We start from the raw sequence: 13,161 nt of genomic DNA, 5'->3' as shown, positions 1-13,161 counted from the left end.
AATACCCAGCACTCAACGAAGGGCGCCCGCCTCCGGCGAGACCGCTAGCCGGGTGTTCCACGGGTCGGCGAAGCGCAGCGTGTCGCCGTCGTCCGCCGTGGTGATGCCGTGGAACCGGAGGCGGTCGGCGAGGGCTTCGACGTCGTCCCGGGTGGGCACGAGGATGCGGACGTCGCCCAGGCCGAGCGTCGAGGCGCGCGGTGCGGCGCCCGCGCTGCGCCAGGTGTTCATGCCGATGTGGTGGTGATAGCCACCGGCCGAGACGAACAGGGCGGAGTCCATCTGCGCCGTCACGTCGAACCCGAGCGTGTCGACGTAGAACCGCCGCGCGGACGTGAGGTCGCCCACCTGCAGGTGCACGTGCCCGATGGCGGCGGAGGCGCCGGCGTCGGGCGCCTCCGGGTCGTGCCAGCGCCGCAGGAACTGGTTCGGGTCGAGGTACTCGACGGCCATCGCCACCGTCCCGTCAGCATGCACCGTCCATTCCTCGCGGGGGCGGTCGCGGTACAGCTCGACGCCGTTGCCCTCGGGGTCGGTGAAGTAGAACGCCTCGCTGACCAGGTGGTCGGCGCTGCCGGTGAAGGTCTGCGGCACGCGCTGCGCCATGGACGCCAGCGACGCGGCCAGCCGCCGCTCGTCCTCGAAGACGATGGCGGTGTGGTAGAGCCCGGCGCCGCGCGGGTTGGCGGCCGGCAGGTCCCGCTCCTGGCGGAGCACCATGATCGGCACGCCGCCGCGGCCCAGCGTGGCGGTGGCGCCGGACTGGTCCAGGACGTCGAGGGTGACCGCGTGCTGGTAGTACGCGGTCATGGTGTCGAGGTCGCGCACGAGCAGCTCCACGGTGTTCATCCGCGTGCCGTCGGGCGCCGTCCCCGCGGTGGCGACGTGGCGGGGCAGCCACGCGGGGACGGAGCTCTGCATGGTCATCAGCGGACGCCCGTCAGTCGACGAGGGCGAAGCCGCCCGCCCACGAGATCTTCTCGGCGCCGGCGAGCGTGATCTGCAGGAAGCCGATGGCCTCGAGCTCCCGCGCCCGCTTGAGCGACCCGGCGTCGACCGCGCGCAGCCCGGCCGCGGTGACGAGGTCGATCAGCGACTGCTTGGCCTCCGCGTCGTCGCCGGCGGCGAGCACGGCCGTCTGCACGGGGCCTGCCGCGCCGGTACCGAGGGTGGCGCCGAAGTTCGCGTTGAACGCCTTGACGACCTTCGCCCCGGGGACGGCGTCCTGGATCTCCTTCGCCGCCGAGGAGTCGGCGGGGACCGCGAGGTCGTCGAAGGTGCTGAAGTCGACGGGGTTGCTCACGTCCACCAGCACCTTGCCGTCGAACGCGCCCGGGTAGGCGCTGAGCACGTCCGCCACCGCCGGGTATGGAACCGCCAGCACGACGATCTCCCCCGTGATCGCGTCGCCGACCGTGCCGGCCGCGCCGCCCAGCGGGCCGGCGACGGCCTGCGCCTTCTCGGTGTCGCGGGCCAGCACCTGGATGCCGGTCCCACCCTTCGCCGCGATGCCCGCGACGGCACTGCCGAGATTTCCTGCTCCGATGACGGTGACCGTGGTCATGTCCGCTCCTCAAGATAGTTGTTCCTACAACCAACAGTCCTGAGTCTCGCACCGATTACTTGTTGCGTCAACCAAACGGTAGGATGTGGGCTGTGAAGCGACGCGTACCCCGGATGAACGAGCAGGAGTCGGCGGCCTGGCTGGGCCTGACCACCGTGTTCAGCCTCCTGCCGTCCGCGCTCGACAGACAGCTCCAGCGCGACTCCGGGCTGACGCACTTCGAGTTCGTCGTGCTCTCGACGCTCCAGCTCAGCCCCGAGCCGACGATGCGGATGACGGCGCTCGCCCAGGCCACGGACGCCACCCTGCCGCGCCTGTCCCACGTCTGCGGGCGCCTGGAGAAGCGCGGCCTTGTCGTCCGCTCCCCCTGCCCCGAGGACCGGCGCGCCACCAACGTGGCCCTGACTGGCGACGGCCGCCGTGAGCTGATCCGCTCCGTCCCCGGCCACATCGCGACGGCGCGGCGGCTCGTCATCGACGCGCTCACCCCGGAGCAGCTCGACGCGCTGACCGAGATCACCGGCGCGATCGGCGCGAAGCTCGGCGAGGAATCCGGCGGCTCTCCCGCGGCAGACTGAACGCGACGGATTGTCTGGGGTCAGGGTGCCAGGTCGCCCGGCCAGAGGTACTCGTCCGAGGGCACCCCTGCGCTGCGGAACCAGGCCCGGAAGAAGCCGGCGAGGTCCTGGCCGGTGCCCTGCTCCGCGAACGACTCGAGCTGCGGCCAGGTGACGTACTCGCCCCGGTGCTCCTGCGGCCACGTCCTGAGCAGCTCCTCGAACGCCTCGTCCCCGACCTGGCGCCGCAGCGCGTGCAGGGCGACCGGCCCTTTGCTGTACAGGTTGATCTGCGGCGTCCAGCCGGGCCGGTAGAGCTCGGCCCAGAACGTGTCGTCACCCCGGTTGGCCTCGACCAGGTCGCGGTACCGGGCATCGAGGTCGACGCCGTCCCGTTCCTCGTCCCACAGCCAGGTGGCATACTCGGCGAAGCACTCCGACAGGCACGTGTCCTCCGGGCCGCGCGGAGTGACCGAGACCCCGTACCACTGGTGCGCTTGCTCGTGCACCACGGGGTGGAGGGTCATGTACTGCTCGTTGCCGGCGCCGAGATACACGGGACGGGTCTGCGGCGCGGTCGCCGGACCGTCGTCGTCGACCTGGACGAAGACGTTGCCCGCCGCGTCGAAGGGGTAGGGGCCGAACCTGCCGGACAGGAAGCCGAGGACCTCCGGCAGCCGGTCGGCGAGGGGTTCGGTGGCGTCCTGCAGGCCGGGCGCGTAGGCATCGACCACTGGGGTGCCGTCGGCCAGCTCCGACCGGTCGATCGTCAGGTGGTCGATCGTCACGGCGATGTGGTCCGGGTCGACGTCGGGCTCCGTCCAGCGGAACGTCGTCGCGCCCGCCTCGCGGAGCTGCCGGCCCTCCCTGCCGATGGAGACGGCGCTCCAGCCGTCCGGAACGGTCGCCGCCAGGACGAAGGACGCCCGGTCGCGAGCGCCCTCGTGGACGGGGAACCAGGCGCTGGAACTCCCGATCATCGCCGTCGCGCCGCCCGACGTGGTGGGCATCCACCCCGGCCCCGGCGTCCCGTCGTACTCGACCCGGACCCGGAACCGGTCGCCACTCCCGATCGGCGTGGCCGGCACGATGACCAGGCCCTTCTCGCCCGTCTGGGAGAAGGACTCCACCGCCTCCGAGTCGACGGTGACCGACCGGACGGCCGGGCCGTCGAGCTGGAGCGTGAAGCTGTCCAGCGCCTCTGTCGCCGTCGCACCGACCGTCGTGACGCCCTGCAGCGTCCCGGTGTCCGGCTGGTATCCCAGGTCGACGTCGTAGCCGACGACGTCGAGGCTCGCGCCGGCCTCCACATCCGCCGCGCCTGCAGTGCCCGCCGCTGTAGCGGCGCCCGCCCCGACGCCGGCGCTCGCGCCCGCCACCACACCGGCCAGCACGATGGCGACCACCGCCGGCCCTGTCCGTCTGCCTCGTATGAGTTCCATGCACCACACGCTCCCCCGGCATTGTCCGGACGGCGTCCGGGTCATGTCGCAGGACCGTCGCAACCGAGCGCCCGGACGCGGACGCAGCTGGCCGCGGTCCCGCCATCCCGGCTACTCCTTGACCGATCCCGCCGTCAGCCCCTCGACGATCCAGCGGCTCGCCAAGGCGAACAGCACCATGGTCGGCAGGATCGTGAGCACCGCGGCGGCCGACATCGGGCCCCAGGCGATGTTGAACGTCGAGATGAAGCCGTTCAGGGCGGCCGGGATCGTCTTGTTGGCGTCGGAGTTCATCAGCACGACGGACAGGAACAGCTCGTTCCAGCAGTTCACGAAGTTGAAGATGAAGGCGGCGACGATCCCCGGGACCATGACCGGCACGAGCACGCGGAACAGCGCGCCCAGGCGGGAGCACCCGTCGATCATCGCTGCCTCCTCCAGCGAGTCCGGCACGTTCTCGAAGAACCCGCGCAGCATCACCGTGGAGAACGGGATGCACATCGCCACGTAGACGAGGGCGAGCCCCGGCTTCGTGTCGACCAGGCCGAGGTCGGCGAGCATCGCGTACAGCGGCCCGAGCGCGATGAACGCCGGGATCATCTGCGTGAGCAGGAACGCTCCGAGCACCGCGCCCTTGCCGCGGAACTCGAACCGGGCCAGGACGTAGGCGCTGAGCAGCGCGATGAGGGTCGACGTCGCGCCGGCGACGAGCGCCACCACCAGCGAGTTGCCGACGAACGTCGCGAAGCTCGAGGTCGCGAAGAGGTCCGTGTAGTTGTCGACCGAGAACTCGGACGGCCAGTATTCGAGCGGCCAGCGGTTGATCGACCCCGGCGACTTGAACGAGGTCAGGGCGATCCAGTAGAGCGGGAACAGCGTGACGACCAGCCACAGCGTGAGTCCCACGACCCTGGCCACGCCGCCGGCCGTCACCCGGGTCGGACGCCGTCGGGCCGCCGTCGGGACGACCGGCCGGGTCGGTGCGGCGGTGAGTGTCCCGGTCATCGCTCGTTCACCCGCCTCATCGCCATCAGGTAGAACGCGCAGAACACGAACAGGACGGCCATGACGGCCAGCCCGATCGCGCTCGCCAGGCCGTAGCTGCCCTGCTGCGTGTACTGGATCATCCACGTGGTGACGATGTGGGTCCGGCCGGCAGGCCCGCCGCCGGTCATGGCGTAGATGATCTCGGGCGAGTTGAACGTCCAGATCACGCGGAGCAGCACGGTCAGCGCGAGCGTCGTCCAGATGTACGGGACGACTATGGAGAAGAGGCGCCGCACAGTGCCCGCCCCGTCGATGGCGGCGGCCTCCAGCACCTCGTCGGGCACCGACTGGAGGGCCGCGAGGATCATGATCGCGAAGAACGTCACCCCGTACCAGACGTTCGCGATGATCACGGCGACCATGGCGAGCCCCGGGTCGGCCAGCCACGGCAGGGGCGCCTCGATGGCGCCCGTCTTCATCAGCAGGTCGTTGACCACACCGAACTCGGCGTTGAACATCCAGCGGAACAGCATCCCGACGAGGAACCCCGACACGGCCCACGGGTAGAACACGAGCGCCTGGTAGAGCCCGCGCAGGCGGAACCGGCGCCAGAGCGCCAGCGCCACGAGGAACCCGATCACGAGCTGGGGAACTATCGAACCGACGACCCACACCACCGTGTTGCCCGCGACCACGGGAAAGACCGGGTCGCTCAGGATCGTGGCGAAGTTCCCCCACCCCACCCAGGGCGTCGAGGTCAGGTCCCACAGGTTCCAGTCGCGGAACGCCATGTGGGCGCCCTGCAGCATCGGGAAGTACGTGAACCAGCAGACGAAGACGATCGCGGGCAGCAGGAAGCCGAGGATCGTCAGCGCGTGCCTGCGCCCGAAGGACTTGCGGCGCAGGCGCTCGCGTGGGGCGGGCGCCCGCCCCACGCGCGCCCCGCCGGAGCCGAAGGTCGTGGCGGTCACGTCGTCACTCCTCCGCGGCGTACTTCTCGGTCCAGTAGGCGTCCCACGACTCGAGCAGCTCGCTCGTCGTCATGTCGCCGAGCAGGACCGCCTGCACGTCCTGGTCCGCCTTCTGCCCCCACTCGGTCCACCAGCTCACGCCCCGCGGCTGCACCACGTTGACGTAGGTGTCCGGGTCCTCGGTCATGGTGACGTAGCTCGACCACGGGCCCTCGGAGTAGAAGGGGTCCTCGCCCGCGCCATCGATGATCGGGACGAGGCTGTTCTCCTGCGCGAACCGGGTGGCGGGCTCCGCTCCCGAGAGGAACTCGACGAGCTCGACCGCCTCCTCCTTGTGCTCGCTGGCCTCGGCCACGCCCCAGCCCGCGGTCGCGAGCGGCTGCGCCGCCTTGCCCGTCGGGCCGGTCAGCAGCGGCGCGGTGGACCACTGGTCCTCGGTGATCGTCGTCGACTGCGCCACGGTGGCGATGACCTCCGGGTCCTGCAGCAGGAACGCCGTCGAGCCGTTGGTGAAGCCCTCCACCATCTCGGGGTAGCCCCACGAAACGGCCGACGGCGGCGACGCCTCCTCGAACAGGGAGAAGTAGGTGTCGACGGCGTCCTGCGCCTCGGGCGCCGCGAAGATCGTCGACCCGTCCTCGAGGCGGAAGGCGTCCTCGACGTCGAGGTCGTCGATCGTGTACGCCTCGATGGCGGCGACGACGTTGCCGAATCCGTTCAGGCCGCCGCGGAACGCGTAGCCGTACGTGTTCTGCGCCGGGTCCTGGATCGCGGAGGCCTGCTCCAGCAGCTCCTCCCACGACGCCGGCGGGCCGTCGAAGCCCGCCTCCTCGACGAGGTCGGTGCGGTAGAACAGCGACAGCCCGTAGAAGCCGTATGGCACGTAGTAGCGGGCGCCGTCCTGCGCGGTGACCGCCTGCGCGTTGTCGGTGAGGTCGTCCCAGCCGGCCCAGCCGGTGACGTCGTCCGACAGGTCGAACAGCCAGCCGTTGTTGCTGAACGCCCCGACGGTGCTGTCCCGCACCTCGAGGACGTCGATGCCCCGGCCCGACTGCAGCATCTGCTGGAGCTTCTGGTCGGCCTGGTCGGTGGGCGGGGAGACGAGGTCGACGGTGACGCCGGGGTTCTCCGCCTCGAACTCGTCCAGCAGCTCGCGGATGAGGGCCGTCCGGGCCGGGTTGGTGAGGCTCTCCACCATCTGCAGGCGGACCGTCCCGTCCTGGGCCGATCCGGCTCCGGTACAGGCGGTGAGCGCGAGCAGGCTGATCGTGGCCAGGCCCGCGGTGGCGGCGGTGCGGGTGCGGTTCATGTGCGCACCTCTCCTTCGTGTCGTTCGAGTGGTTCGAGTGGGTAGCGCGCCGGTGGGCGCGGGTCAGTGCTGACGGCGCTCGTCGGCGAACGCCAGGATCTGGGGAACCGCGCGCTCGACGAACGCGTCGAAGTCGCGCGGCTGCGTGTACAGGTGCACCGAGAGGCGCAGGTAGCCGACGCCCGCGACGCTCGTGAAGGCCGACTCGACGCCCGCGAGGTCGAGGAGGCGCAGCCGCAGCTCGTCGGCGTCCGTACGGTCGCGCCCGAGCCCGTCCGGCAGGCGGAGCAGGCGCATCGACGCCACGGGCATGCCGACGTCCGTGACCACCGGCGCGTCCACGTACGGCTGGAGGGCCTCGCCGATGACGGCGGCGCCGTGGTCCGCGAGCGCCGTCATGGTCTCGCGTGCGCGGGCCCAGCCGTACTCCCGCTCGACGAGGTCGATGGCCCGGGGCGAGGCGATGTAGCCGGTCGTGTCCATGGTGCCCTGCGTGTCGAACCGCTCGGGGTAGCGCTCCTGCGCGCCCCAGGAGTCGATGAGCGGCCACAGGTCGTCCCGGTCGGCGGCCTGCGTGACGAGCAGGGCCGAGCCGCGGGGCGCGCAGGCCCACTTGTGCAGGTTGCCGAACCACCAGTCCCCTCCCGCGACGGCGGCGGCGTCCTCGACGAGGCCGGGGGCGTGTGCGCCGTCCACCAGCACGCGGACGCCGCGCTCGTGGGCGAGCTCGGTGATCCGCGCGGTCGGGAGCAGCCGCGCGGTGGGCGAGGTGATCTGGTCGACGACGACCAGGCGCACGGCGTCGGTCAGCTCGGTCCGGAACCGTTCGACGACGTCGTCCGCCGGCGCGGCGAGCGGGAGCGCGACGGTCCGCACCCGGGCGCCGGAGCGGCGGGCGAGCCGGTGGGCGCCCATGGTGATCGCGCCGTACCCGTGGTCGGTGACGAGGATCTCGTCGCCGGGCTCCAGCCGCAAGGCGTTGAGGACCACCGTCGCCGCCGCTGAGGCGTTCGGCACGAAGGCCGTGTCCTGGGCCCGGGCGCCGACGAAGGGCGCGACCTCGTGGCGGGCCGCGGCGATGAGCCCGGGCGCACGGGGGAACCAGGCGACGGGGCTCAGGTCGGCCTGCCGTCGCAGCTCGTCCTGGTAGCGCACCACTTCGGTGGGCACCGCACCGTAGGAGCCGTGGTTGAGGTGGACGACCGCGTGGTCGAGCGGCCACGCCTCGCGCGCCGGCGTCCCGGACGCGAGGCGCACGGGCGCCGCCGCTGGGGCTGTGCACATCTGGTCCATCGACACCTCTCTCGGTACTTGTCGGACAACCATGGCAGGCCGACGTCGACAGCACCAGAGATTCCCGGCAAATGACACAGATCTGTAGGACAGGTTTTACGGGCGCGAAATAACCGCGGGGCTTCCGAGAACCTGACATCCTGTGGGGATGCACGAGGTGAGCGCAGTCGAGACGGCCCTGCACGGGCTGCGTACCCTGATCGCCGACGGTTCGCTCCAGCCGGGCGACCGGATGCCCAGCGAGGGCGAGCTGAGCGAGCGGCTCGGCGTCTCGCGCGGCTCGATCCGCGAGGCGATCCGCACGCTCTCGGCCCTCGGCGTCGTCGAGACCCGCCGGGGTGCGGGCACCTTCGTCGGCGAGCTGCGGGCCGCCGACATGATCCAGACGCTGTCCCTCACCGTGGGGCTGCTCCCGCTGGAGTCGATCCTCGAGCTCTACGAGCTGCGCCGCGTGCTGGAGGCGCACGCCGTCGCCCTCTCTGCCGCCCGCTGCGACGACGCGACGCTCGCCGGGCTGGGCGATCTCCTCGACCGGCTGGAGGCGAGCGAGGACGTGGACGAGCAGTCGGCGCTCGACCACGAGTTCCACATGGGCATCGTGCGGCTGTGCGGCAACGAGTCGCTCGGGGCGATGGTGGCGGTGCTCCGGTCGCGGTCGCGCGCCTACCCGGTCCTCACGCCGGAGACCAAGCGGGTCTCCGACGCCGGCCACCGGGCGATCCTGCGCGCCCTGACGTCACGCGATCCCGTGGCCGCGTCCGTCGCGGCAGCGGCGCACGTCACCCAGAGCGAGGTCTGGCTGCGTGAGCGCCGCCCCGCGCCGGAGGCCATCGGCTGATCGCCGGGGACCGGGACGGTCAGCGCATCCCGTCGAGAACTTGTGCGGTGTCCGTGATCTGCTCGAACCTGACGGCCCTGCCGCCTTCTACTCGCCAGATGTGCGCGACGCGGGCGCTGACGGGCTTCCCCGTCGCCTTGTTCGTCCCGGTATAGGTGCCGAGCCCGACGACGGTCTCGCCGTCGACGACGAGGTGGTCGATCGCGACTGCCCAGCCGTCCCACTCCTTGGCGAGAGCGACGAACACGTTCTCGCGCACGGCGTCCGTGCCGACGTACGTGCCGGCCAGTGGAAATCCGTCAGCCTCGGTCCAGACGATGTCCGGAGCGAAGTCCGCGAACATGCCAGGCAGGTCGCCTTGCTCTCCGGCGGCATAGTGCGACTCGATGACCTCACGGGGACTCTTCATGATCAGGGCTCCTTGTGCTGGGTGGGCTGCGCGAGTCAGTCGGCGAGGACCAACACGGCCTTGATGACGTCGTCGCGTTTCTCGCGCACGACGTCGTACGCGTCACGCACCTGCTCCAGCGGGTACCGGTGCGTGACGAGATCTGCGTACGGATAGGCCGCGTCGGTGAGCGCGGCGATCGACGGCTCGTAACCGCCGGCCGAGAGGAAGGAGGGCAGCACGTCGATCTCGCGGGTGAGCAGGTCGCGGTCGGCACCGAACGTGACGTCGGCGCCCCACCCGCACGCGCCGGCCAGCACGACGCGGCCGCCGCGGCGCACCAGCGTCACAGCCTGCGACTGCGCCGCCGTGACTCCGGCGCTCTCGATCACGACATCGGCCAGCCCGCCGAGCTCCCGCGCGACAGCGTCCCGCACGTCGTCCACCACCCTGGAGTTCACCGCCGCGTCCGCGCCGAAGCGGCGGGCAAGGTCCAGCCGGTTCTGCCGGGTGCCGACCATGACGACGCGCGCCGCACCGGCGATCTTCGCCGCGGCCGAGATCAGCAGGCCGACCGGGCCGGGGCCGATGACGACGACCCGGTCGCCCGGGGCGACGCGACCGCGCTGGACCGCCCGGAACGAGACGGCGAGCGGCTCGACGAGCGCCGCGGTGTCCCACGGGACGGTGTCGGGCAGGCGATGGACTATCGCCTCGGCCGGCACGTGCAGGTAGTCCGCGTAGCCGCCCCACAGACCGGGCGCCGCGGTGCGCGGAATGTTGACGCCGTACTCCCGTCCCACGGGAGCCCCGGCCGCCGGGTCGTCCCGGTCGCACAGGTTGTACCGGCCTTCCGCGCACCGCGGGCACGCGCCGCACGGCAGCAGCATCTCCACGGCGATGCGGTCGCCGGCCGCGAGGCCACGACGCCGCGCCGCGGCGGCGCCGATCGCGGCGACCTCGCCCACGAACTCGTGCCCGGGCACCAGGGGGAAGGGATCCCCGATGTGCCCCTCGAGGAGGTGCAGGTCCGTCGCGCAGATACCCACCCGCCGGACCCGCATGAGCAGCTGGTCCGACGCCGGCGGCTGCACCTCGACGGCCGCCAGCCTGATCACGCCCCGCTCGGGGAACACGACCTGCCGAGAGACGGTCGGCACGGTGCTGGTGACCACGGAAGGCTCCTCACCTGTCGGGGCTGGTTCGACGCTGCCCCCACCATCCCCCGCGGCGGCCCCGGCCTGGTTGTCCGAGGCGGAACGTCCCTTGTCTCACAGTGAACAGGGACCGGTTCCGCCTGGCCCGGCCTCGTGCGCCCTGTCACGGTCGTGGAAAGGCGAAGAGGTCACCGCAGTCCTCCTGCCGCCGAGAACCACCTGCACGCATCGTTGCGAGAGAAGGGAAGGCGACCATGTCCGAACAGATCCCCGGAAACACCCTCAGCGAGGAGTCCGCCGACTGGCTCAACATGGAGGACTTCGCGGCCGGCATCGACACCAACCGCATAGCCCCGAGCCACGACCTGGCGGGCCGCACGCTCGTCGTCCACGGCGCCGACGGCGCGCTGAGCCTCGCGTTCGACGAGAGCGGGACGGTGACGTGGAGCGCTGAGGGCTTCGCCTGGGCGGGCTCGGGAACGGACCCCTACGAGGAGGTCCCGGTTGGCGACGGCGCCTACTGGATCGACTTCTCGCTCGGAGAACGACAGGTCGAGACCCTGACCGTGGCGGTCCATCCCGAGCGGGGCTGGGCGCTCGTCGTGCACTCGCGCATCCACGACGAGGGCGCGGACGTCGAGACGCGCGTCATGCAGTCGTTCCACGGCGGACGGGTCGACGGCGCCGCGGGCTCCGCCGAGCCGCCTGCCCCGACGCGTGACCTGATCGGGCGACGCACGCTGTTCCGCTACAGCCCGAACCACCTGTACGAGCACATCTACCTCAGCTCCCGACGCTTCGCCTGGCAGAACCTCGTCGGCGAGCAGCGCGGCCACGCCGCCGCCGAGCTCGCCACGACGTACAAGCTCGACGCCGGCCTCTACCTCTTCACCTGGCGCGAGGAGAAGATCCCGGTGGGCACGGTGTTCGTCTTCGACTACGCGAACGGCCGCTCGACCGGCAAGTTCATCGGGCTCGAGAGCGACGGCACCGTCTCGAACACGCCCGGCGGCGCGCTCATCATCCCCTTCGGTGCGTCGGACTACTCGGAGCACCAGGACCCGGTCTGATCCGGTGCGCGGGTTGCACGCTCTCGTGCGCTCACGGTCAATACGGCGGGTCACGGCGCTGCCGACAATCGTCACGAACGCGCGTCACGTCAAGGAGGCCTGATGTACACCTACGACACACTCCTGGCCAAGGTCACCACCGCTGGTGGCCCGGTCCGGGAAGTCACCGATCCCGCGACGGGTGCCCCGATCGGGTCCGTCCCGGTGAACACCGTGGCCGACCTCGACGGCGCGGTGGCCCGCGCCGTCGCGGCACAGCCCGAGTGGGCGGCGCTCTCGGACGAGGACCGCCGTCAGACACTCCTGGCGCTCGCCGACGCCGTCGACGCGTCGGCCGAGGCCCTGGCTCTGGTCCTGTCCCGCGAGCAGGGCAAGCCGCTCAACGGGCCCAACGCGCGGTTCGAGGTCGGTGCGTGCGCGAGCTGGCTGCGCGCCAACGCGGCCCTGGACCTACCGACGGAGACCGTCCTGGACGACGAGTCCGGGCACGCCGTGCTCCACTACCGGCCGGTGGGCACCGTCGGGGTGATCACGCCCTGGAACTGGCCGATGATGATCGCTATCTGGCAGATCGCCCCGTCGCTGCGCATGGGCAACACGGTCGTCGCCAAGCCGTCGGAGTACACGACCCTCTCCGGTCTGGCCCTTGCCGCGGTCCTCAACGACGTCCTGCCCGCCGGGGTGCTCGAGGTCGTCACGGGGGCCGGCGAGATCGGCGACGCGCTGGTGCGCCGGCCGGAGATCGGCAAGGTCATGTTCACCGGATCCACGGCGACGGGCTCGAAGATCATCTCGGCGTCGGCGGACAACATCACGCGCCTCACGCTGGAGCTCGGCGGCAACGACGCGGGGATCGTGCTGCCCGACGTCGACCCGGCCGCGATCGCCGAGGACCTGTTCTGGGGTGCCTTCATCAATACCGGCCAGACCTGCGCCGCGCTCAAGCGCCTGTATGTGCACGACGACGTCTACGACGCCGTCGTCCAGGCCCTCGCCGAGCTCGCCGCGAAGATGCCGATGGGTGTGGGCACCGACGAGGCCAACGTGCTCGGCCCGATGCAGAACAAGATGCAGTTCGACGTCGTCGACTCCCTCGTCGAGGACGCCAAGGCGCGGGGCGCCCGGGTCGTGCTCGGCGGGGACCCGGACCGGGACGCCGTCGGATACTTCTACCCCACCACGCTCGTCGCCGACATCGACGACGGCGCGGCGCTGGTCCAGCAGGAGCAGTTCGGACCCGCCCTGCCGATCGTCCGGTTCAGCGACGTCGACGAGGTGGTCGCCGCGGCGAACGGCATCGAGGCCGGCCTGGGCGCATCCGTGTGGTCGGCGGACCGGGACGCGGCGGTCGCCGTCGCGGGCCGCCTGCAGGCGGGGACCGTCTGGATCAACAGCCACGGTGGCGTGCACCCGTACGTGCCGTTCGGCGGGGCCAAGCGGTCGGGCTACGGGCTCGAGTTCGGCGTCGAGGGCCTGAAGTCCGTCGCCGTCCCGCAGGTGATCAGCGGCTGAGCGCCCGGGCGTCGGTCCCGCGAAGTAGAGCGCCTGTCCGGGTCTCCCTGGTTTCGCCAGCGAGACCCGGACC

13 protein-coding genes are annotated in these 13,161 nt (G+C 71.4%); 4 read left to right on the top strand and 9 right to left on the bottom strand.

Translation table 11 applies throughout. The features are described from left to right. Positions 1-12 precede the first annotated feature (12 nt). On the bottom strand, positions 13-927 hold the full coding sequence (locus tag ACFT2C_RS25050; RefSeq protein ID WP_377209804.1) for a VOC family protein: 915 nt from the start codon (positions 925-927) through the stop codon (positions 13-15). 13 nt (positions 928-940) lie between these two features. Next, a complete protein-coding gene (locus ACFT2C_RS25045) occupies positions 941-1,564 on the bottom strand; it encodes an NADPH-dependent F420 reductase (protein WP_377209803.1) in 624 nt (207 codons plus the stop codon). A gap of 92 nt (positions 1,565-1,656) precedes the next feature. Between ACFT2C_RS25045 and ACFT2C_RS25040 the strand changes: the two genes are divergently transcribed. Then, on the top strand, positions 1,657-2,142 hold the full coding sequence (locus tag ACFT2C_RS25040; RefSeq protein ID WP_377209802.1) for a MarR family winged helix-turn-helix transcriptional regulator: 486 nt from the start codon (positions 1,657-1,659) through the stop codon (positions 2,140-2,142). 20 nt (positions 2,143-2,162) lie between these two features. Here ACFT2C_RS25040 and ACFT2C_RS25035 read toward each other — a convergent pair whose 3' ends face one another. The 5 genes from ACFT2C_RS25035 to ACFT2C_RS25015 all read right to left on the bottom strand — a co-directional run bounded on the left by ACFT2C_RS25035 (position 2,163) and on the right by ACFT2C_RS25015 (position 8,114). Continuing rightward, positions 2,163-3,563, bottom strand: a complete 1,401-nt coding sequence (locus tag ACFT2C_RS25035; RefSeq protein ID WP_377209801.1) for a M1 family metallopeptidase — start codon at positions 3,561-3,563, stop codon at positions 2,163-2,165. A gap of 111 nt (positions 3,564-3,674) precedes the next feature. Continuing rightward, positions 3,675-4,568, bottom strand: coding sequence for a carbohydrate ABC transporter permease (locus ACFT2C_RS25030; RefSeq protein WP_377209800.1), 894 nt, complete (start codon positions 4,566-4,568; stop codon positions 3,675-3,677). Further along, positions 4,565-5,521 carry a carbohydrate ABC transporter permease gene (locus ACFT2C_RS25025; RefSeq protein ID WP_377209799.1) on the bottom strand — a complete coding sequence of 319 codons (957 nt, stop codon included), beginning with the start codon at positions 5,519-5,521 and terminating at the stop codon, positions 4,565-4,567. Before ACFT2C_RS25025 ends, ACFT2C_RS25030 begins: the two co-directional genes overlap by 4 nt. Before the next feature lie 4 nt (positions 5,522-5,525). Continuing rightward, positions 5,526-6,830 carry an ABC transporter substrate-binding protein gene (locus tag ACFT2C_RS25020; protein ID WP_377209798.1) on the bottom strand — a complete coding sequence of 435 codons (1,305 nt, stop codon included), beginning with the start codon at positions 6,828-6,830 and terminating at the stop codon, positions 5,526-5,528. Positions 6,831-6,893: 63 nt separating this feature from the next. Beyond that, a complete protein-coding gene (locus ACFT2C_RS25015; protein ID WP_377209797.1) occupies positions 6,894-8,114 on the bottom strand; it encodes an aminotransferase class V-fold PLP-dependent enzyme in 1,221 nt (406 codons plus the stop codon). A gap of 157 nt (positions 8,115-8,271) precedes the next feature. Between ACFT2C_RS25015 and ACFT2C_RS25010 the strand changes: the two genes are divergently transcribed. Continuing rightward, positions 8,272-8,961, top strand: coding sequence for a FadR/GntR family transcriptional regulator (locus ACFT2C_RS25010; RefSeq protein ID WP_377209796.1), 690 nt, complete (start codon positions 8,272-8,274; stop codon positions 8,959-8,961). Positions 8,962-8,980: 19 nt separating this feature from the next. Here the strand turns inward: ACFT2C_RS25010 and ACFT2C_RS25005 are convergent, their stop codons facing one another. Continuing rightward, the gene (locus tag ACFT2C_RS25005) at positions 8,981-9,370 is read right to left on the bottom strand and encodes a nuclear transport factor 2 family protein (protein ID WP_377209795.1); all 390 of its coding nucleotides are present in this window, start codon (positions 9,368-9,370) and stop codon (positions 8,981-8,983) included. Positions 9,371-9,405: 35 nt separating this feature from the next. Continuing rightward, a complete protein-coding gene (locus ACFT2C_RS25000) occupies positions 9,406-10,524 on the bottom strand; it encodes a zinc-binding dehydrogenase (RefSeq protein WP_377209794.1) in 1,119 nt (372 codons plus the stop codon). A gap of 236 nt (positions 10,525-10,760) precedes the next feature. Between ACFT2C_RS25000 and ACFT2C_RS24995 the strand changes: the two genes are divergently transcribed. Beyond that, positions 10,761-11,576 (top strand): MoaF C-terminal domain-containing protein, encoded by an 816-nt coding sequence (locus tag ACFT2C_RS24995; RefSeq protein ID WP_377209793.1) that lies wholly within the window; start codon positions 10,761-10,763, stop codon positions 11,574-11,576. 102 nt (positions 11,577-11,678) lie between these two features. Continuing rightward, positions 11,679-13,088 (top strand): aldehyde dehydrogenase family protein, encoded by a 1,410-nt coding sequence (locus ACFT2C_RS24990; RefSeq protein ID WP_377209792.1) that lies wholly within the window; start codon positions 11,679-11,681, stop codon positions 13,086-13,088. Positions 13,089-13,161 lie beyond the last annotated feature (73 nt).

The sequence above is a fragment of the Promicromonospora sp. NPDC057138 genome, from assembly GCF_042670845.1.
GTDB lineage: Bacteria > Actinomycetota > Actinomycetes > Actinomycetales > Cellulomonadaceae > Promicromonospora.
Note: the sequence above shows the minus strand (reverse complement) of the source record. Positions and strands in the feature narration are given on the sequence as shown.

Bases quoted from the DNA above. Each gene is read 5' to 3' on its own strand.
- ACFT2C_RS25050 (WP_377209804.1), bottom strand. From the start codon at position 927: ATGACCATGCAGAGCTCCGTCCCCGCGTGGCTGCCCCGCCACGTCGCC.
- ACFT2C_RS25045 (WP_377209803.1), bottom strand. From the start codon at position 1,564: ATGACCACGGTCACCGTCATCGGAGCAGGAAATCTCGGCAGTGCCGTC.
- ACFT2C_RS25035 (WP_377209801.1), bottom strand. From the start codon at position 3,563: ATGGAACTCATACGAGGCAGACGGACAGGGCCGGCGGTGGTCGCCATC.
- ACFT2C_RS25030 (WP_377209800.1), bottom strand. From the start codon at position 4,568: ATGACCGGGACACTCACCGCCGCACCGACCCGGCCGGTCGTCCCGACG.
- ACFT2C_RS25020 (WP_377209798.1), bottom strand. From the start codon at position 6,830: ATGAACCGCACCCGCACCGCCGCCACCGCGGGCCTGGCCACGATCAGC.
- ACFT2C_RS25015 (WP_377209797.1), bottom strand. From the start codon at position 8,114: ATGTGCACAGCCCCAGCGGCGGCGCCCGTGCGCCTCGCGTCCGGGACG.
- ACFT2C_RS25010 (WP_377209796.1), top strand. From the start codon at position 8,272: ATGCACGAGGTGAGCGCAGTCGAGACGGCCCTGCACGGGCTGCGTACC.
- ACFT2C_RS25005 (WP_377209795.1), bottom strand. From the start codon at position 9,370: ATGAAGAGTCCCCGTGAGGTCATCGAGTCGCACTATGCCGCCGGAGAG.
- ACFT2C_RS24995 (WP_377209793.1), top strand. From the start codon at position 10,761: ATGTCCGAACAGATCCCCGGAAACACCCTCAGCGAGGAGTCCGCCGAC.
- ACFT2C_RS24990 (WP_377209792.1), top strand. From the start codon at position 11,679: ATGTACACCTACGACACACTCCTGGCCAAGGTCACCACCGCTGGTGGC.